18 protein-coding genes and 1 riboswitch are annotated in these 20,898 nt (G+C 34.7%); of the genes, 2 read left to right on the top strand and 16 right to left on the bottom strand.

What is annotated here, in order from left to right:
- Nucleotides 1–185: 185 nt before the first annotated feature.
- A riboswitch (TPP riboswitch) is annotated at nucleotides 186–274 on the bottom strand.
- A gap of 112 nt (nucleotides 275–386) precedes the next feature.
- The 4 genes from AC37UB_RS07835 to AC37UB_RS07850 all read right to left on the bottom strand — a co-directional run bounded on the left by AC37UB_RS07835 (nucleotide 387) and on the right by AC37UB_RS07850 (nucleotide 3,045).
- Nucleotides 387–794, bottom strand: coding sequence for a DUF4809 family protein (locus AC37UB_RS07835; RefSeq protein ID WP_490685558.1), 408 nt, complete (start codon nucleotides 792–794; stop codon nucleotides 387–389).
- A gap of 65 nt (nucleotides 795–859) precedes the next feature.
- Complete coding sequence (locus tag AC37UB_RS07840; protein WP_490685559.1) at nucleotides 860–1,384, bottom strand: HdeD family acid-resistance protein; 525 nt, start codon at nucleotides 1,382–1,384, stop codon at nucleotides 860–862.
- A 114-nt stretch (nucleotides 1,385–1,498) separates the two neighbouring features.
- Nucleotides 1,499–2,206 carry an MgtC/SapB family protein gene (locus AC37UB_RS07845; protein ID WP_117973421.1) on the bottom strand — a complete coding sequence of 236 codons (708 nt, stop codon included), beginning with the start codon at nucleotides 2,204–2,206 and terminating at the stop codon, nucleotides 1,499–1,501.
- Nucleotides 2,207–2,313: 107 nt separating this feature from the next.
- Nucleotides 2,314–3,045, bottom strand: a complete 732-nt coding sequence (locus AC37UB_RS07850; protein WP_117973422.1) for a DUF4396 domain-containing protein — start codon at nucleotides 3,043–3,045, stop codon at nucleotides 2,314–2,316.
- Nucleotides 3,046–3,209: 164 nt separating this feature from the next.
- Here AC37UB_RS07850 and AC37UB_RS07855 point away from each other — a divergent pair, with 164 nt between their 5' ends.
- On the top strand, nucleotides 3,210–4,271 hold the full coding sequence (locus tag AC37UB_RS07855; RefSeq protein WP_117973423.1) for an endonuclease/exonuclease/phosphatase family protein: 1,062 nt from the start codon (nucleotides 3,210–3,212) through the stop codon (nucleotides 4,269–4,271).
- A 28-nt stretch (nucleotides 4,272–4,299) separates the two neighbouring features.
- Here the strand turns inward: AC37UB_RS07855 and AC37UB_RS07860 are convergent, their stop codons facing one another.
- The 8 genes from AC37UB_RS07860 to AC37UB_RS07895 all read right to left on the bottom strand — a co-directional run bounded on the left by AC37UB_RS07860 (nucleotide 4,300) and on the right by AC37UB_RS07895 (nucleotide 13,432).
- Entirely contained in the window at nucleotides 4,300–4,608 is a 309-nt protein-coding gene (locus AC37UB_RS07860) for a PTS sugar transporter subunit IIB (protein WP_117973424.1), read from the bottom strand.
- Nucleotides 4,609–4,620: 12 nt separating this feature from the next.
- Entirely contained in the window at nucleotides 4,621–5,625 is a 1,005-nt protein-coding gene (gene iolG / locus AC37UB_RS07865) for an inositol 2-dehydrogenase (RefSeq protein ID WP_117973425.1), read from the bottom strand.
- 21 nt (nucleotides 5,626–5,646) lie between these two features.
- Nucleotides 5,647–7,242: a solute:sodium symporter family transporter gene (locus AC37UB_RS07870; RefSeq protein WP_490685560.1), complete on the bottom strand. Its 1,596-nt coding sequence runs from the start codon at nucleotides 7,240–7,242 to the stop codon at nucleotides 5,647–5,649.
- Nucleotides 7,243–7,257: 15 nt separating this feature from the next.
- Complete coding sequence (iolE, locus tag AC37UB_RS07875; RefSeq protein ID WP_490685561.1) at nucleotides 7,258–8,145, bottom strand: myo-inosose-2 dehydratase; 888 nt, start codon at nucleotides 8,143–8,145, stop codon at nucleotides 7,258–7,260.
- Nucleotides 8,146–8,236: 91 nt separating this feature from the next.
- The gene (iolD, locus tag AC37UB_RS07880) at nucleotides 8,237–10,150 is read right to left on the bottom strand and encodes a 3D-(3,5/4)-trihydroxycyclohexane-1,2-dione acylhydrolase (decyclizing) (RefSeq protein WP_490685562.1); all 1,914 of its coding nucleotides are present in this window, start codon (nucleotides 10,148–10,150) and stop codon (nucleotides 8,237–8,239) included.
- A gap of 14 nt (nucleotides 10,151–10,164) precedes the next feature.
- Entirely contained in the window at nucleotides 10,165–11,127 is a 963-nt protein-coding gene (gene iolC, locus AC37UB_RS07885; protein WP_199500926.1) for a 5-dehydro-2-deoxygluconokinase, read from the bottom strand.
- 14 nt (nucleotides 11,128–11,141) lie between these two features.
- Complete coding sequence (gene iolB / locus AC37UB_RS07890; protein ID WP_117973539.1) at nucleotides 11,142–11,960, bottom strand: 5-deoxy-glucuronate isomerase; 819 nt, start codon at nucleotides 11,958–11,960, stop codon at nucleotides 11,142–11,144.
- Between the two features lie 14 nt (nucleotides 11,961–11,974).
- Entirely contained in the window at nucleotides 11,975–13,432 is a 1,458-nt protein-coding gene (locus tag AC37UB_RS07895; protein ID WP_117973541.1) for a CoA-acylating methylmalonate-semialdehyde dehydrogenase, read from the bottom strand.
- A 223-nt stretch (nucleotides 13,433–13,655) separates the two neighbouring features.
- Between AC37UB_RS07895 and AC37UB_RS07900 the strand changes: the two genes are divergently transcribed.
- On the top strand, nucleotides 13,656–14,414 hold the full coding sequence (locus tag AC37UB_RS07900; RefSeq protein ID WP_117973543.1) for a DeoR/GlpR family DNA-binding transcription regulator: 759 nt from the start codon (nucleotides 13,656–13,658) through the stop codon (nucleotides 14,412–14,414).
- 41 nt (nucleotides 14,415–14,455) lie between these two features.
- Here the strand turns inward: AC37UB_RS07900 and ftsY are convergent, their stop codons facing one another.
- The 4 genes from ftsY to rnc are packed head-to-tail and all read right to left on the bottom strand — an operon-like array spanning nucleotide 14,456 to nucleotide 20,792.
- The gene (gene ftsY, locus AC37UB_RS07905; RefSeq protein ID WP_117973545.1) at nucleotides 14,456–15,655 is read right to left on the bottom strand and encodes a signal recognition particle-docking protein FtsY; all 1,200 of its coding nucleotides are present in this window, start codon (nucleotides 15,653–15,655) and stop codon (nucleotides 14,456–14,458) included.
- 11 nt (nucleotides 15,656–15,666) lie between these two features.
- A complete protein-coding gene (locus AC37UB_RS07910) occupies nucleotides 15,667–16,485 on the bottom strand; it encodes a Cof-type HAD-IIB family hydrolase (RefSeq protein WP_241699554.1) in 819 nt (272 codons plus the stop codon).
- A gap of 14 nt (nucleotides 16,486–16,499) precedes the next feature.
- Entirely contained in the window at nucleotides 16,500–20,072 is a 3,573-nt protein-coding gene (gene smc, locus AC37UB_RS07915) for a chromosome segregation protein SMC (RefSeq protein ID WP_241699553.1), read from the bottom strand.
- Between the two features lie 18 nt (nucleotides 20,073–20,090).
- Nucleotides 20,091–20,792, bottom strand: a complete 702-nt coding sequence (rnc, locus tag AC37UB_RS07920; protein ID WP_117973550.1) for a ribonuclease III — start codon at nucleotides 20,790–20,792, stop codon at nucleotides 20,091–20,093.
- Nucleotides 20,793–20,898: the final 106 nt, after the last annotated feature.

The following is a 20,898-nucleotide window of genomic DNA, read 5'->3' on the forward strand; positions in this document are numbered from 1 at the left end:
TATATCTTACCTACACCTTATTATTGTGTTAAATTAAACGACAAAAAACCTCCTTTTTCTCATTAAAAGAAACAAAGGAGGTAGGGTTAATCTGATTCATTACAACATTTATCGACACTCATCCAAATAAAAAAGCCCGTCCAAATAAATTGGATGGGCGTAAATAGACCTAGGTTCAATGTTTTGTCATAAATGACACATTTCTCTTCGCCAGTACTAACTGGAGCAGATTCCATGGGTATAATCTCAGCTTTACGCACCCCAAATGTTTCTCGTATTCAATTCCACTCAAATATAACACGCTTTCATGCAATAGCCAACCATTCTCACAAATCTTTATAAATATGGTTGGATAAAAAAAGACTGGGTCAAGTAGACTCAATCTTCTAATTCTCTGGTATATCTGTGACAAACTCAATTGCATCAAGTTTAAATAAATCTGTTAACAACTCATTTACTACTTTAAATACTTCATCATCTGATTCATAAGTAGGTTTGACTTCTTTTTCGATTTCTTGATTTTTAAAGCGTAGTCCTTGATATGTTTCAAATACATCGACACTGTTGTTTGATGTTTCAAACACATCATAATCACTTGTTACATCATATTCTTGACGTTCTTTATAACCATGCTCTCTCACAATTGGGCGAAGAAGTGACACAACATCTAAATTCGGAATCCCAATCATTTTACCTGAGAATTCTACCTCATAAGTAGCGGTAGCAGTTGTTGGGCAGACATTACATCCACCATGCACGATTTCAGTTGTACAATGTATTATTGCTTTTTCCATCTTTATCACACCTTTGAGTTTACTGTTATTTAGCTAACTCAATTATAACATATCCTTCCATTATTTTAACGGAAGGCATAAATAATTTCAGTCATACCAAACATCATGAAATAAAAACCGACTAAAAAGCTTAATGTTAAAGCAGATGATACTGGATTTGCTAAAAGTATGAATCCTACAATCACACCTAAAATATTAATAATGATTGAGAACCAATAGTAACCTGTATTCAAATTTTTTAAAGCATTTGAACTAAATAAACCGACTAATGAATCAATTAAAAACCAAATAGCAAACACAATTGGTAGAGCCACAACACCTGCAGAGATATTAAATAATAAAAAGATACCAACAATGATATCAAAAATACCAACTACTATTGGCATTGTTGCAGAAAAACCTATAAGTTCTCTCACTTTCTTTCTTAAAAATAATTCAAAAATACCTTTAATAATAGCAAACATTCCAAAAACTACAACGATTGCCACTAAATTTCCAGCAGGATCTTGAAACGACGCCAACGATGCAAATATAAACAAAATTCCTAATAAAAATGAGGACCAATCAAATCCATTTTTTTCATTTGACATAATAACTCTCTTCCCTTCTTAAAATATTATTCTCAATACAATATTATTCTTTAATCATATAAATCGCAAGAAATAGTACCTTATTTATTAATAAATAATATTTTTCTTCTTAATTTAATCACTAATAGCCACTAACCTTATTTCCCGTACATTTGAGTACATAGAAAGCTCTTCTATCACATCAGCATATGTAAGAGTTTTAGGTAAATCAATCGTATAAACATTTTTATAATATTTTTCACCTTCGATAATTTGAACTTCAAATGTAACATCTTCTATTTCAATTTGACGTACTTCAAAATATTGATGAATAAAATCTTTTGTTTCTTTTCTATGCACGTATTGAATTTCTAAATTATTTACTTTAGAAACTGTAATAATTTGCTTCACTAATGATAACGAAAACATGATTGATATAAATCCTAATATTGTGACCAAATAAAAACCCATCCCCAAACCAATACCAATTGCAGCACATGACCATAATGATGCTGCTGTTGTCAAGCCTGTAATACGTTGCCTTGTTACAATAATCGTTCCTGCTCCTAGAAAACCTATACCACTTACCACTTGTGCAATTAATCTCGACTGATCAAATTTTACAATATGCGCAATATCTGGATTTTCTTGCACAAGTCTTATGGCTTCATGAGCTATCTCTTGTTGAATCAGTGCAATAATAGTTGCCCCTAAACAGACTAATATATGTGTCTTCATCCCAGCTGGACGGTTTTTTTGTTCTCTTTCATACCCAATAGTACCTCCCATTACAATGGATAGCCCCAATCTTAAAACTGTTTGAGCAAGTGACAACAATGTCATAACGACCCCTCCTTTTTCATCTTACTTTCTATTATACCATCTAAGTATCCCCTTTCATTTTTAATAAAATAACAAAGAAATATTGTTTAAAATGACAACAATATTTTCTACATTTTTTCTTTTATACCTGTCTTAATTAACCACCAATTCATTGGATATGCTGTACAAAATCCAACCAACATAGCAACTTGCATCATTAACCAAAAAACAGGTGTAGTTGGTAACACTTCTCCTCCAAAGAAATGAGGAAAAAGACTTAATTGACACAATGCAACAGTAGCATACATCCCTATTTGCCAACAAGATAATGATAAGGTATCTGCTTTTATCGCAGCTATAATCCCTTCTTTTCTACTTAAGTGCTTCATCGGAACAATCGCAAAGTACTGGAAACTTACTCCAATAATCAGAGCCAAAATAAAAGCTAGAACAAATCCTGAAAATAATTTATGAGAGAAAATAGTTGGGTACCCCCCCACAACATACAATGCTGGAAAAAAATATAGCAGCCACTCAATAATTAAATCTGCTAAACTACATCCAGCTCCACAATGACATGTCCCAATAAAAACAGATACTGCCATTGACTTACTTGATGAATCCATATTCATAGAATCACCCATTTTCATTTTTTCTAACGAGTGGTTTTCACCCCACTTTTTATAAGCCAAGACCCAGATAAACGACCCAAATAAAGCAGTTAATGGCCAAACAATCGTCATTATTTTCATTTTTTGTGGGTGTTTTTTCACGTCTAATGCAATATAAATAAAAGAAATACCTGCTAAAAATAAACTAATCCAAGCCAAAATAGTTAACCAATATGGTATAGCTACCATGATACTACCTCCTTAACGTGATTTAATTTTAGTATAGAAAGATTCCTCGAAAAAAATGTGATGTTCTAATGATTTTAATTATAGAAATGTCAAAATATTATTTCATAATAAACTAAACTGTTTTATAATAAACCCTAGTCATTTACTGACTTGGAGGAGAAAATATGAAAAAATTATTAATGATTATATTAGGGATTGTCATAAGTTTACTAAGTACCGTATTATTACTTATTGGCTATCTTTCAATCAAAGAATATAAACCTAGAGAAGTTGAAACAGTGACAACTACTAAAGGGAAAAACATGTTGCAACAACAGACTGACATCTCACTGCTCACACTAAATATTGGTTATGGTGGCTTATCCAGCTCTGAAGATTTTTTTATGGATGGCGGGAAAAATATCCAACCTAAATCTAAACAACTCGTCGAAGAAAATTTAGCTGGGATTACAACAATGTTAAAAGAGCATCCTTCTGATATGTATTTATTACAAGAAGTGGATTTAGATTCAAAACGCTCATACCATATAAACCAAAAAGAATCGCTGTCTAATGCGCTTCATATGCCAAGTACATTTGCGTATAATTTCAATGTACCATACGTCCCATTCCCTATCCCACCGATTGGTAAAGTAGAAAGCGGAATCGTCACGATGACTAACGCAACTATGAGTGAAGCCAAACGCATTGCGCTACCTAATCCTTTTTCTTGGCCTATTCGTATGGCTAATTTAAAACGTGCACTACTTGAAACAAGATTTCCTATAGGTGGCAGTGATAAAGAGTTAGTTGTCTTTAATTTACATCTGGATGCTTATGATAATGGTCAAGGAAAAATTGAACAAAGTAAACTTCTAAAAAAAGTACTTGAAGAAGAGTATGATAAAGGAAATTATGTCATTGCTGGAGGAGATTTTAATCAAGTCTTTGAAGGTACTCAATCATTCCCTCAAACAGGGCAAAAAGGATGGAAGCCTGGAAGTATTAGTTCAACTGATATTCCTGATCATTTCTCTTTTTCATATGATGATACCCATCCTTCAGTCAGAGTATTAAACCATGCGTTTACTGGTGATTATGAATCCTCTCAAGTCTATGTAATTGATGGATTTATCGTATCAGACAATATCAATACTAAGCAAACCAATACCTACGATTATCAATTTAGATACACAGATCATCACCCTGTTCAGATGACCTTTCAATTAAAAGAAAAAACCAACTAGTTCCGGCTAGTTGGTTTTCTTTGTCGTTTTATCTAACTCTCTCTAAAATGCGTTCAATATTCATTGTAACGAATTCGTCATCTTGAATCCCACTCACATATGACTCATGCGATTTTTCTTCAAGTAAGCTTCTTAGCTCTTTTTCATAACGTTTAATTTGTGGTGCAAGTAAAATCACATCATAATGTTGTTGTGACAATTTTGCTTCCACACGTTGAACTGGTGCATAATCAACATCATAGTTTAAACCATGCTCTTTTAAACTCTCTAACATTTTTGAAACAAATAACGAGGCACTAATACCTGACTCACAGATAAATAAAATACTTTTTTCCATGTCATTCACCTTTTATAATTTTTTAACTTTAACAGGCTGACCAGTTTTCAGAGATTCGTTTGCAGCAAAAGCTAAACGTTGTGCCATGATACCATCTTCGTACGTCACAACAGTATCTGTGTCATCTTTAATCGCTGTTAAGAATTCTTCAACTTCTTTAATATATGCATCATTATAACGCTCTAAGAAAAAGTGAAGTGGTTTTTGGCTATGAACACCGGACTCATCTGATAACACAACATTATTCACTAGCTCATTTTCTGCTTGAGACGCACCTTTTGAACCAAATGCTTCTAAACGTTGGTCATAGCCATACACTGCTTGACGACTGTTACTAATCACACCTAGACACCCATTTTCAAAGGTTAATGTCACAATTGCTGTGTCAACATCAATACCTTCTAATTCTGGATTAACTAATGCATCCCCTGTAGCATAAACTTCTTTTACTTCACTACCTGTGATAAAACGGGCCATATCAAAGTCATGTATCATCATATCAAAAAATAGACCGCCTGACGACTTAACATAAGACAAAGGTGGTGCTTCTGGATCACGTGAGTCAATACGTAATAACTGAATATCTCCAATAGATCCATCTTGAACGTGTTTTTTAACTTGTGCAAAATTACGATCAAAGCGACGATTCACTCCTAATTGAAATTTAACACCAGCTTCTTTCACAATATGATAGGTTTCAACTGTTTCTTCATCAGAAAAACTAATTGGTTTTTCACAGAAAATATGTTTTTTCGCTGCCGCAGCTTTTTTAATTAACTCAACGTGTGTATCTGTTGGCGTACAAATAAATACTGCATCTATTTCATCATCATTAAAAATTGTATCAAAATCCGACACTAATGGTACACCATATTCTGCTTCAAATGTTGGCATGTTATCTGCAAAAATATCTGCGACTGCTTTTACTTTCACACCTGGCATTTGTACCAAGTTTTTCGTGTGAAGTTTTCCAATACGTCCGCCACCAATTACACCTACAACTAATTCTTTTGTCATATCATTCATCCCCTAATTCTTTTATCTAGCAATCCCCAATGGAGAAAACATTAAATATGTTAAAACAACTACTAAAACGGTAATCACACTCACTAATTTTGTATGTTTCCAAGGTGTGATATCTACTTTTGTATTAAAGACTTTCAATTCAAAATCACCATCTGGTTTCAGTTTTGAAACCACAAACATAACAAGCATATCTAAGAAAAATAGCACACTTAACACATATAGAAAATGCACATCTTTTAATACAACTTTTGATAACGCATACAAGATAATATGTAAGTAAATCGTTACTTTTGCTGCAAAGGCTGTTGCTTTTTTAGAGTAAAATGCTAATAGAATAATTACCAACAAAGGCATATTATACAATCCATTAAACTCTTGTACAAATTGATACAATCCTGCTGGTGCAAATGAAATCAATGGTGAGATAAAGATAGATAATAACCCAATTGCAATCGTAATTTTTTTCCCAAAACGCGTGATATCATGATCTGTTGCTTGTTTATTGAAAACAGGCTTATAAAAATCAAGCGATAATAATGTTGAGGTCGCATTTAACGCTCCTGAGAATGACGATAAAATCGCCCCAAAAATAACCGCTGCAAACACGCCATAAATCATCTCTGGTAAGACATGTATCACAAGTGTTGGGTACGCCTCATCAGGCATCCCCATTAATGCATCACCAAAAATATTTCTCGCCACAATTCCTGGAAATACTAAGAATAATGCACCAAATACTTTAAAGAATCCTACAAGGAATACGCCTTTTTGTGCTTCAGCTAAGTTTTTTCCAGCTAACGCTTTTTGGACAATCATCTGATTGGTACACCAGAAATATAAATTATTAAACATCATGCCTGTTAATAGCGTTGGCCAAGGAACAATCGCTGAATCAATTGAACCAACAGAATTTAGTAACCAAGGTGTGTTATCCACAATGTGATCAATTCCTGCAATGAAACTACCATTACCAAGCATTGTAACGCCAATTGTCGGAATCAGTAGACCACAAGCTAGTAAACCAAAGCCATATACTGTATCACTGTAAGCACTTAGGCGTAACCCCCCAATAAGTAGGTACAAAATCCCAATAACACCAATAGCTAGTGAAACGACAATGATTGACGTAATAGGACGAATACCCAACAGTTCATCAATCCGAAAAATTTTATTAAATACTAATGATCCTGAATACAACACTACTGGTAAAAAAGATGTGATATATGTAATAATAAATAATGCTGAAATAATTCGCTTAATTTGTGTATCATAACGTATTTCAATAAAATCAGATACGGTATTAATCCCATATTTCAAATACTTCGGTAAGAAAACGGACGCTAACATAACGATTGCGATGGCTGAAGTGACTTCCCATGCCATAACTTCCATTCCCGCGACATAACTTTGTCCATTCTGACCGACAATTTGCTCTGTTGATAAATTTGTCATAATAATCGAACCAGCAATCGGTAGGGCAGTCAAACTTCGACCACCCATAAAGAATCCTTCTGCCCCATCAACATTGACGCCACGTGAGCGTTTATAAGCAAATAACCACACACAACTAATAATGACAACAAAACTTAAAATAGAAAATAGATTCATGACCGTCTCCCTTTATTACAGTTTCGTAACTGATTTGATGTATTCACGAGCATTTTTGGCATAAATAAACGGATTCGCTTTGGCTGGATCTTGTTCTGCCTCTACGACAATCCATCCTTCATAACCATCTTTTTCAATTTCTTGCCAAATTGGTGTAAAATCAATCATGCCATCTCCTGGAACAGTGAACACACCTTCTTTAACACCTTTTAAGAAACTAAATGAGTTTGTTTTAACTTCTTCCATTTTTTCCTTACGAATATCTTTAAAGTGAATATGTTTAATACGGTCTTTGTGTGTTTGATACACTTCAATCGGATCTTCGCCTGAGAAAACTAAGTGACCAGTATCATATAATAGTGACACTTTTTTAGGATCTGTCTCAGCCATCAAACGATTGATTTCATCAGTTGTTTGGACACCTGTCCCCATATGGTGGTGGTAAACAATAGACATGTCTTTTTCATTTGCCAACTCGCCTAATTTATCTAACCCACTTGTTAACTTTTGCCATTCTTCTTCTGTAAATTCAGGTTTTTTATCAAAAACAGGTGTCTCCATTTGACCTTGTACACTATGTCCTTGTTCTGACACAACGATGACTTTTGCTCCCATTGCATGCAAAAAGTCACGATGTAACATAAAAGCCTCTTCTGTTTCTTCAAATGGTTTGGTTGTTAAAAAAGCACTAAACCAGGCACTAGCTACTGATAATCCACGTGGTTCTAAGTAACTTTTTAATTCTTCTGGATTTTTCGGATATTTGTTTCCAATTTCTGTTCCTGTGTACCCTGCTAATGCCATTTCACTGATACATTGTTCAAACGTATTTTCCTTACCTAATTCCGGCATATCATCATTTGTCCAAGCGATTGGTGCAATCCCTAACTTAATAATTGTCATAGTATCCTCCTAGCTCAAAAAAAGAGCGCTTTCTTTGTTTTTAAAAGAAATATAGCTAACACCTTTATTTAGCTAGCTATATTCCCAAACCTTAATACTTCCACGCTTTTTCTAACTTTTGTTCTCGTTGTTTCCATGCTTGTGTCACATTAGGATTATCTGATACTTCTGATACTCCAACATTCCACCAACCACCATATCCATCAGTCATGGTTTTTGGTAATACTTTAATGTCAATCAATGTTGACACTGTTTGTTTTTTTGCATCTTCTAATGCGGCAACAAGTTCCTCTCGTGTGTTAACACGATACACTTTTGCTCCATATCCTTTTGCAACCATCGCATAATCAATTGCCATAATTTGATTATCAGCATCGCGTAATTCACAGTTGAAACTTCCACCACCATTAGACATTTGTAAATTATTAATACAACCATATCCAGCGTTATCAAACAAACAAATATTAATTTTTTGTTTGTACTGTAGGGCTGTTACTAACTCTGTATGTAACATCAAGAAACTACCATCGCCTAATACAGCATAGACTTCTTGATCTGGGTTAGCTAATTTTGCTCCTAAAGCGCCTGCCACTTCATACCCCATACATGAGTAACCATACTCTAAATGATATGTATTGACTGTATCTGTTTCCCATAATCGTTGCACATCTCCTGGTAAAGAACCCGCTGAAGCAACGACAACACTGTCATCTGCAACTGTATCATTTAGTGTGATTAACGCATTGGTTTGGGTAAATTCTGTTCGCAACACATCGGCATAATCATTCATGATTTCTTGTGAAAAATGATCCGCAATTTCTGCTTTAAATGTTTCTCTATTAAAGACAATATTATGTAAACGTTGGCGTTCTTCTTGCCATTCTTTGTGCCATTCTTCTAACTCATAACCATAACTGGCTTTATAATCATCCAAATGTTGACTAAACCATTCTAAACTAGCTTTTGCGTCACCTACTACTTGTAGTGCATCAAATTTATAGGCTTGTACTCGACTCACATTGATATTAATAAAACGTGTTTTATCATAATTAAATGCTGTCTTTGATGACGTGGTAAAATCGGTATAGCGAGTTCCAATACCAATAACTAAATCAGCTGAGTCAATTGCTTTATTGGCTGCTGATGTGCCTAAGATACCTGTTCCTCCTAGGTTATAAGTAAAACTATTTGGAACAGTTGATTTTCCAGCATGCGTTTCAACTAATGGGATATTATGTTGCGTTGCAATCTGTTGGATTACCTCACCAGCACCAGAATATCTCGCACCGCCACCCACAATCATCACTGGACGTTTGCTTTCTTTGATTCTATCTAGTGCATCATTCAAGGCTCTTTCAACAGGACTTGTACGATCTAAATAGTGAACACGTTTTTTAAAAAATGACGCATCGAAATCAAATGCTTCCCCTTCAGTATCTTGCGGTAAACAAATTGTGGCTGGCCCTGCCGTTGCAGGATTCGTCATCACTTCAAATGCTCGAATTAACGCAGACATCAACTGCTCAGGACGTGTTACACGGTCCCAATATCGTGATACTGCTTTGAACGCATCATTTGTTGTTAGTGAAATACTAGATTCATGCTCTAGTTGTTGCAACACTGGATCTGGTTGACGTGTCGCAAAAGTATCTGCTGGTAAAAATAAAACAGGAATATTATTTGCATGCGCTGTTGCGGCTGCTGTAATCATGTTTGCTGAACCAGGTCCAGCTGAAGCTGTCACAGCATAAATTTTTTGTCGTTTCATTTGTTTGGCATAAGCAATCGCAGCATGCGCCATCCCTTGTTCGTTTTTACCTTGCATTATCTTTAAATGCCCTGGATTTTCTTCTAGAGCATGACCTAGGCCTAAGACATTACCATGTCCAAAAATATTAAATACTCCCTCAACAAAAGGTGTTTCTACACCATCAACATGGATATATTGTTGATTTAAAAACTTAACTAATGCTTGTGCTGTTGTTAATCGAATTGTTTCTCTCATTAGCTTACTTCCTTTTAGTTTGATTGTTCTTCCATTAACGCTTCAATTTGTTCTACTGTTGGCATGGCTTCAGATGAGCTATGTTTACTTACCACGATGGCTGCTGAGGCACTACCATATTGCAATGCTTCTTGAATTGTTTTCCCTTTAGTTAAGGCATATAAAAAGGCTGCAGCGTAAGAGTCTCCTGCTCCAAATGTTTTTAATACATTTGATTTATACGCTTTACCACGGAATGTTTCGCCCTCTTTTGTATAAGCATATGACCCTTCAACACCATGTTTAATCACGATTAATTCAGGCTCATGTTGGAATAAATACGCGACTGTTTTATCGTTATTTCCTTCTACTACATTCTCCAACATATTAAATTCATCACGTGTTCCAATCACGACATCTGATTGTTCAGCTACGATTGAGTAGTAAACAGATACTTCTTCAGCATTTTTCCATGTATAAGGACGATAGTCTAATTCAAACACCACTTTGACATTATTTTTTCGTGCTAATGCAACTGACTTTAATACGGCTTCACGGCTAGGACTTTGTGCTAAACCTGTTCCTGATACAACTAACATTTTCGCTTGTTTGATGTAGTCTTCACTGACTTCATTTGGCTCTAAATATAAATCAGCCACATCATCACGGTACATTAAAATACTACATTCTGACGGACTAAGAATTTCAGTAAAAGCCAACCCTGCTTTATGTCCATCTTTATCTATTGCCATTTGGCTTGTATCAATTCCAACTTCTGACATGTAATTTGAGATAAATCTTCCGTGTTGATCATCAGGAATTTTCCCAATAAATCCACAAGATAATCCTAATTTTGATGCACCAATTGCAATATTGGCTGGAGATCCTCCAACGTATTTACTAAATGTTTCTGTTTCTTCCATTGGACGATTGTACTCCACTGCATTTAAATCAATACACGCTCGGCCAACAGCAATTAAATCATAAGTTGTCATAATTAAACTCCTTTTTATTAGTCTCTATTTAAAATCCATTCGTGATCTTTGTCATTATGAAACTGCCATTTTTTGATTGGCCCTGCCATAATATTTAAATAATAACCATCGTATCCATCAGGGACTGATACTGGATGATAACCTTTTGGTACTAACACCACATTTTCATGTTCTACAGTCATGGTTTCATCTAATGAACGATCATCTGTGTATACACGTTGGAATACAAAGCCTTTTTTAGGGTTCATTTCATGATAATAAGTTTCTTCCAAGAAGGATTCATGTGGTAAATTATTTTGATCGTGTTTATGAGGGGGATAGCTAGACCAGTTACCACTATCTGTATACACTTCAACCACAATTAATTTATCTGAAATGGGACTTTGATCATCCATAATATTGTGAACAGTACGTTTGTTTTGATATTTTCCACGATGTTCTACTGAATTATCAGATGCTTTAATTAAAGTCGTTGGTAATATTTTATTACTTGGAGCATAGGCAATTAATACTCTAGCATCCTCATTGGTCGTAATATCGAACGTTTTACCACTTGAAACATAAACACTATCCGTTGGAACTCTATCAAAGACATCTTGACGATTCCCAATTTGTTTAAATGAGTCTTCCCCAACTATTACATCAATTTTCCCTGCCATCACGACAATGCACGCTTCTAAATTCGTTAATTCTTCTGTGTAAATACCACCTTTAGATAGGTTTAACACGCGCATTTCAATATAGCGTAATCCGTCCGCCTCACGCGTCACGTGATGGCATTCCACCACGTGTTCAGAAAGTTCTTTTTTATATGGACGTCGTTTTAGCTCAACCATTTTGTTTCCTCCCTTTACACATCACTACGTGCGTAACGTGCTGTTACGACTTTATTACGTGTATAGAAATCTACTCCAGCTTTCCCATTTGCTGGTAATGTCCCGTAGAATGATGATTTCCATCCTGAGAACGGGAACATTGCCATTGGAGCAGGAACGCCTAAGTTAATACCTAACATTCCAGCATCAATGTTTTCTCTAAAGAAGCGAATAGCCGAAGCATTATTCGTAAAGAGGCAAGCACCGTTAGCAAACTCTGATGCATTTGCAATAGAAATCCCTTCTTGTAAATCCTTAATTTTCATAATAGATAACACTGGAGCAAATAATTCATCTTTCCAAATAGTCATGTCTGTTGTCACACCTTCAAAAATAGTTGGTCCAACAAAGAATCCCGCCTCATCTAGTTGCTCACGACCGTCACAGATTAAATTAGCACCTGCTTCAACGCCTTGCTCGATATAGTTTAGTGTACGATCTAAGTTTTCTTGACGAATAACTGGGCCCAAAAATACGCCATCATCTAATCCATTGCCCATCTTGATATCTTTTGTGGCTTTTGTTAATTCAGCCATGAATTCATCATAGATACCTTCTTCTACTGTTACCACTGCAGCTGCCATACAACGCTCACCAGCTGAACCAAACGCGGCACTTACAATAGCAGGAATACTGTCTTTAAGATTGGCATCATTTAAAACAATCGTGTGGTTTTTAGCTCCTGTTAGTGATTGAACACGTTTTAAGTTTTTAGAACCTTCTGTATAAACATATTGTCCAACTGGTTGTGACCCAACAAATGAAATCGCTTTGATATCTGGGTGTTGTAATAAACCGTTTACAACATCATGTGCTCCAAAAACTACATTAAATACTCCTTTAGGTAAACCAGCTTCTTCTAATAAGCTCACCACTTTTTCCATTAACATTGGCGCTTTTTCAGATGGCTTCAATACTACTGTGTTTCCTGTAGCAATGGCCATGGGGAACATCCAAAATGGTACCATCATCGGAAAGTTGAATGGCGTTATTCCACCAACTACTCCGATTGGGTATTTATAAACACTTGCTTCAACATCTGTTGCGATAGAAGATAAATTATCCCCCATCATTAAAGTTGGTGCTCCAGCAGCAAATTCTACATTTTCAATACCACGTTGAACTTCACCATATGATTCAGATAAAGCCTTTCCATTTTCTAACGTAACTAATTTTGCTAACTCATCTTTGTTTTCAATTAATAATTGATGAAACTTATATAAAATTCGTGCACGTCTTGGTACAGCAACCTCTTTCCATGTTTGAAATGCTTCTTGTGCGACAGAGGCTGCATGGTCTAAATCCTCACGGGTTGATAACGGAACCTCACACATTACTTCTTTTGTTGCAGGATTCACTACTGTTTCGTATGTGGTTGTTTGGCTTTCTACCCACTCACCATTTATATAATTTTTTAATTTTCTAATTGACATTCATACCCCTCCATAGATTTACTTAAAACATACCATTTAAATTGTTACATCTTGGTTGTTTTGGTTAACTTTGATTTAATATTACCTTTAATTTAATCAACAGTCAATATTTTTTGTTAATTTTATAATAATAACTGGTAATTAAAACATAATTTGATTAACTATTGATAAACTTATGTATAGGTGATATGATAAAAAAAATGACAGAAAGTGGAGAATACTTATGAAAGAGAAACGATTTGAATTAATGAAACAATATATTTTAGATCACAGCCATGTGAGCTTAAAAGAATTGGAAGAGGAATTCAACGTATCCATGAATACTATTAGACGAGATGTCAATAAGATACTCAAAGACTCACGTTTTGAAAAAGTTTACGGCGGTGTTAGTGTAAAAGAGGGGACTCTTGTTGATTTTGAGTATCGAAACGTTGAAAATAAGGAAGATAAAAAAGCCATCGCACAAAAAGCGGCTTCTTTTATTGAGTCAGATGACTTAATCTATATTGATTCTGGTACTACAACGAAATATATCCTAGATTATGTAGATGAAAACATTCCTCTTACGATTATTACCAATAGTTTAGATGTTGTATTAAAAGCTGAAAAATTAAGAAAAGCAAATATTTTTCTGATTGGTCATATTTTTAAGAAGCCTACCCGTTCATTTGTTGGAGTAGAAAATGACGAATTATCTGTTAAATACAATATTACAAAAGCATTTATGGCAGCAACAGCTGTTTCTATCAATAGTGGCTTAATGAATTCTGACATTATGGAATACGAGATCAAGCGACAAGTCATTGATAAAGCGGATAAAATCTTTTTACTAGCTGATGAAACAAAATTTGATCATTCGACTTTATTAACTTATGCAGATTTGAGTGCTGTCGATCTATTAATTACAAATAAGAAATTTACTGATCCATACTCTTCTTATTTTGTTGAGCATAATATTGACGTTTTACATTCATATAAATAATAAAAAACGATAAAACCTATCAAGGCTTTATCGTTTTTTATTTACCCATCATAATCTTCCATTAAATCTTTAAACAATCCGTAAACAAATTGATTTGGATTAAAGGCTTCTAAATCAGTGATTTTCTCTCCTAATCCAACTAATTTTACTGGTAAATGTAATTCATTTCTAATAGCTAAGACAATCCCACCTTTAGCTGTTCCATCTAGCTTAGTTAAAACTATCCCTGTCACATCTGTGGTATTTTTAAATTCTTTTGCTTGAATCAGTGCATTTTGCCCAGTTGTTGCATCTACTACTAATAACACTTCATGAGGAGCTGAAGGGTATTCACGCTCAATGATACGCTTCATTTTTTCTAATTCTTTCATTAAATTGACTTTATTTTGTAAACGCCCTGCCGTATCCACTAACAAAATATCATAATGCTCATTTTTCATTTTTTCTACTGCATCATACACAACAGCAGCTGGATCACTACCTGCATTATGCCGAACCACATCAACACCAGCACGTTCTCCCCAGACAACTAATTGATCAATGGCTCCAGCTCTAAAGGTATCAGCTGCTGCTAACAACACTTTTTTTCCTTCGTCTTTGTATCGTTTAGCCAGTTTTCCAATACTTGTGGTTTTACCCACGCCATTTACACCAACAAATAACATAATGGTTGGACTATCTTTTTGAATATTTAAATCATTGTTTTCTTCAACGCCCTCAGCTTCATAAATCTCAACTAATTTTTCGATAATTGTCGCTTGAACATCTTTTTTCTTTTTAACATTTTTTAATTTCACTTCTTCTTGCAACTCATCAGAAATACGCATTGCCGTTTCAAACCCGACATCAGCAGAAATCAATGCTTCTTCTAAATCTTCAAAAAATTCATCATCAACCATTCTAAAGTTAGCAAATAATTCATTCATGTATTGACCAAAAGATCGTCTTGATTTTTCTAATCCTTTGTCATATTTTTGAACGGTATCTTGTGGTTTTTCTTCAATCACCACTTCTTTGACTACTTCTTTTTTTGGTTCTTCTTGTTTTGAATAAATGATCTCTTCAACCGTTACATCTTCCTTTGGTTCTTCTACAACCACAGTTTCTTTGGCATCAAGACTATCTTCTTTATCTATTTTTTCAATGCTTTGTTCTAATTCCTCGACGATCTCTTTTTTTGGTGTTTCTTCAACTTTTTTCTCACCAAGAACTGCCTTTTTAATCTTATCAAAAAATCCCATGTCACTGCCTCCTACTCATTAATTAACACAAATTTTTCAACGGCATGCGCCACGCCATCTTCTTGGTTACTTTTCGTAACAAATTTAGCAATGTCTTTCACACCTTGACTGCCGTTTTCCATCACAACACCTAACCCAGCATACTCAATCATTGAAAAATCATTTTCTTCATCACCAATTGCCATCACTTCTGATTGTTTAATCCCTAAATAATTTGCCAATTCATCAATGCCAGCAGCTTTACTCGCTTCTTTATGGATAATTTCTAATAAATTGTCACGTGATTTCATGATATTAAACTCTTCTAATAACTCTTTTGGTAATTGGGCTAATTTTTCATCCAAATAACTTGTTTCAACGGCTACAACCATTTTGTTAAACAAACGATTTTTATCCAATGTATCAAGTGTCGCATGCTCCACCTTAAGTAGTGGATTCATACTTTCATAAATAGAAGTGTAAGGTTCTTTAGCAGTTTCTAAATGAATAACCGTATCCACTGAAATAATATCTAACGGTAAATTTAATGACATCATCACGTTAGCCACTCGACTCACTTCGTCAAAAGATAAAGAATGAGCTAATAGCGTCTCGCCAGTATCATTTTTTTGCACAGAACTACCATTAAAGGTGATACTATAGTCCCCTTCATCTCTTAACTCAAGCCTATCCAAGTAAGGCTCAATTGCAAATAATGGGCGTCCCGTACAAATGACAACCTTTACTCCTTGTTCTTTCGCTTGAGTTAACACTGTTTTATTTTTATCAGAGATTTTTTTATCATCAGTTAATAATGTGCCATCTAAATCAATCGCAATCAACTTAATCATGTTATGTCTCCTATCTATTTTAATGTGGTTTCTAATTTTTCCATCTCTTCTAAGTGTACGGAAACAATCTTCGATACACCAGATTCTTGCATTGTGACCCCATATAATACTTTAGCAGATTCCATCGTTCCCTTACGATGAGTAATCACAATAAATTGTGTCGCATCACCAAAATGACGTAAATAATTACCAAAACGTGTCACGTTTGCTTCATCTAATGCTGCCTCTACCTCGTCTAAAATGCAAAATGGGATAGGTCTTGCTTGAATGATAGAAAATAGCAGAGCAATAGCTGTTAAGGCTCTTTCTCCTCCTGAAAGTAAACTCAATTGCTGTAATTTTTTACCTGGTGGTTGAGCCACAATGTCTATCCCTGTATGCAGTAAATCTGTTTCATCACTCAAAATTAAATCAGCATGTCCTCCACCAAACATCTTAGGAAATACTTGACGGAATTCTTCACGAATGTCACAAAATACTTCATGAAATTGCTTCATGACTAACATATCCATCTCATCCATTGTTTCTTTCAATTCATCTTTCGCTAAATTCAAATCATCACGTTGGCTCGTTAAAAAGTCATAACGCTCCAATATATCATCATGTTGAGCAATAGCCGAAATATTAACAGGTCCTAAGTCAGCTACTTTTCTTTTTAACTCTCTAATGTTTTGACTCACGCTTGCTACGTTTTCAATGATGAAAGAACGCTCTTTTGCTGCCTCAAACGTTAAACTATATTCTTCTTGTAAGTAAGTTAATAAACTATCTAACTGATTATCACATGTTCCTTGAATAATGTCTAATTCTGTTCGTTGACTAATCAAGACTTGAATATCTTGTCGGTTTTTCTCAACAATTTTTTCTTGTTCTTTGATACTGGTTGTATAGTGTTCTCGCTGTGTTTTGGCTTCCGTAATTTGAGTTAAAATCTCCTCGCGCTTATTAGAAACACTACCCATCTCTTTTATAATTCTGGCTTCTTCTTCATGAAAATGACTGCTATCTTGCTCATTAGACTGCGTTTCTTGTAGCATGTCACTCATTTTCTTATCCGCAACATCTAAGCGTTCTATACGCTCTTTTTGTTTTTCGTTCAACTGACTGAGTTTTTCTTTCACCACTGCTAACTCAGCTTCTTTTTTAGCAAGTGATTGCGTCAACTCTTCTTTTTTCTCTAAATTAGTAGCCTCTAATTGATCCACATCAGCCATTTTTTTATCAAGCTCGGCTATTTTTTTTTCTAACTCTTTTTGTTCAAGCTCGTAATTTTCTTTATCTTGTTGATATAACGTTAGAAATTGGTTCAATTCACTTTGCTCATACTCTATCACTTTTTTCTCTTTTTCTAATTGACTCACATCTTGTGTTAAAAGAGACACTTGAGTGCTTAACTGTTGCTCTGTTAATCTTGCTTCTTCGCCTAATTGACGCAACTGTTCAAGAGACTCATCTACTACAACTAGTTCCTCTTTTATATGAGACACTTCTGCTTCTTTTTGCTGATACAAAGTCGTCATTTGAGACAATTGTTTCTCTATTTCCTGTAATTCTTTTGATTGTGAAAACCAGTGCATCGACTGACCATTTTTACTCATCCCACCAGTCATCGAGCCACCAGGATTCATCACATCACCATCTAACGATACCACACGATATTGAAACTTAATTTGTTTCGCAATGTGTGTCGCAGAATCCAATGAATCAGCCACAATCGTTAATCCAAGTAAGTTTTTCATAATCGCTGCAACTGTCTCATCATAAGATACCAACTCACTTGCTACACCAATAAATCCAGACATATGAGACACTTTATCTAATACATCTTGACGAATAAAACGAGCTTTGACGGTTGTTAATGGTAAAAATGTCGCACGTCCCAATCGTTGTTTTTTTAGATAAGAAATGGCCTCTCTAGCACTTTGGTCATCAGTTGTTACAATATGCTGAACACTTGTCCCAAGTGCTGTTTCCAATGCTAATTGGTATGCTTCTGGAATCTCAATTAATTCAGCAACAGCACCCACTACTCCAGGAAATTGCTGTTTATCTTTTAGTACTGCTCTAACACCTTGATAAAATCCAGCATAGTTATCTTGTAGCTCTTTCAAGCTTTTTTGTTTTGCTTGAGCTTGCTGTAAAATACGTAACGCATCCATTAATTGTGTATTTAATTTTTGAAGTTGCGTATTTAACTGTTCTTTGACTTGTCTTTTTTGCTGATAATCTTCCAAGTAAGTCACGACATTCGCTTTTTTTATGTCATACTCTTTCTCTAAATTTTCTAGGGTTTCTTGTTTTTCTTTAATCAATGAGATAAGCTGTTCATAATGATTGATTTCACGCGAATTTTTATTGGTTTCTTGACTATACTGTTTTTCTAAATGTTTTAACTCATTATTCACATGACTTTGTTGTTGCATATATTCTAAATAATCGCTACGCATATCATCTAATTGTTCTTTTGCTGATTTGCTATATTGAACCAGTTCTTCTCTCATACGATAAGTATCTTTTTGTATCGCTTGCTTTTCTTGTATTAATTCTTGTTCATCTTGCTTTAATGTATCAATCTCACGTCGTAATAATTCTTTTTGTGTATCTAAATCTCTCAATGTTTTTTGCTGTGATTCTTTCGTTTGGACAGAAAATTTTTGCTTTTCCTCCAACACTCTTTTTTGTGTTTCTAACTGTTCATATTGCGTACTGTAATCAAGTAGTCTCTGTTGATGATTGTCTAACATTTGTTCTAGTGTTTCTTGTTCTAATTTTAGTTGTTCTAATGTTTCTTCCAATGTGATTTTTTCTAATTCTCTAGCCTCTAGAGCTTGTTTTTTTTGACGTAATTGTTCTTTATTTTTTTCCCATTTTTCTTTCGTTTCTTCAATAAGATGGGTTGTCATACTGATATCTTGCTCAGATAAAGTCTCCTTTAAAGCCAGATATTGTGTCGCATTATCACTTTGTTTCTTTAATGGAGCTAATTGTATCTCTAGCTCATAAATAATATCTTGTACTCGACTTAAATTATCATCTGTTTCACCAAGATGTTTTTCAGCTTGTTTTTTTCGGTTTTTATATTTTAATACCCCTGCTGCTTCTTCAAATATAGCTCGACGTTCTTCCGGCTTACTATTAAATATTTCTTCTACTTTCCCTTGAGAAATAATCGAAAAAGAATCTCTACCTAGACCTGAATCCATAAACAAACTAATCACATCTTTTAATCTACAACGTTGCTTATTAATAAAGAAATCACTCTCACCATCTCGTGTTAACCTTCTTGTGACACTCACTTCAGAGTATTCAATGGGTAAGAAATGGTCTTCATTATCTAACACAAGCGTTACCTCTGCAATATTTAATGGGGAACGTGAAGAAGAGCCAGCAAAAATAACGTCCGGCATTTTCCCCCCACGTAAATTTTTTGCTGACTGCTCCCCTAAAACCCATCGAACGGCTTCTGTGATATTACTTTTTCCACTTCCATTAGGACCAACTACGGCCGTCAAGCCTTCATTAAATTCTATTATCGTTCGTTCTGCAAAGGATTTAAATCCCGCAATTTCTATTCGTTTCAAATACACAAAAAATAAGTCCCCTTCCTAGGATTCTTCTGCCAAAATATTAGCTAATGCTGCTTCTGCTGCATTTTGTTCTGCCGCTTTTTTAGATTTTCCAGACCCCTTACCTAAAGGTGTTCCTCCACCACACACTTCAACATGAAAAACTCTTGCATGTGCTGGTCCTTCTTCATCAATTAAATGATATTCAATCAAGATATCACCATTTTTTTGTAATACTTCTTGTAGAGCTGTTTTATGATCCATCTCATGTGAAAAAGCACCAGTTTCAATTTTTGCTACGACTACTTGGTAGATAAATTCTTTCGATTTTTTAGCTCCTTGATCCAAATATAGAGCTCCTAAAAAAGCTTCGAATAAATCACACAACAATGATGAACGACTTCTACCATTTGAATTTTCCTCACCCTTACCAAGTTTAACAAATTGATCAAACCCACATTCTTTAGCAAACATTGCTAGACTGTCTTCTCTAACAATGGTTGAACGTAGTTTTGTTAATTTCCCTTCTGGTAAATCTTGAAAATGACGGTATAAATAATCAGATACTTCTAACTCTAAGACAGCATCTCCTAGAAATTCTAATCGTTCATTATCTTGTAATTCAAAATGTCGATGCTCATTCACATAGGATGAATGGGTAAACGCTTGTTCCAACAACGAGATGTCTTTAAAAATGATGTTATAGTCTGTCTTTAATAACTGTGTTAACGTTTGTTCCATTGAATGTGCCTCTCCCTTTTAACGATAGATACTCTTATTATACGTTTTTTTTGTTTGAAAGAAAACAAAAACTATCAATTTGACCAAATAGCCAAATTGATAGTCA

The sequence above is a fragment of the Vagococcus changpingensis genome (genome assembly GCF_058211775.1).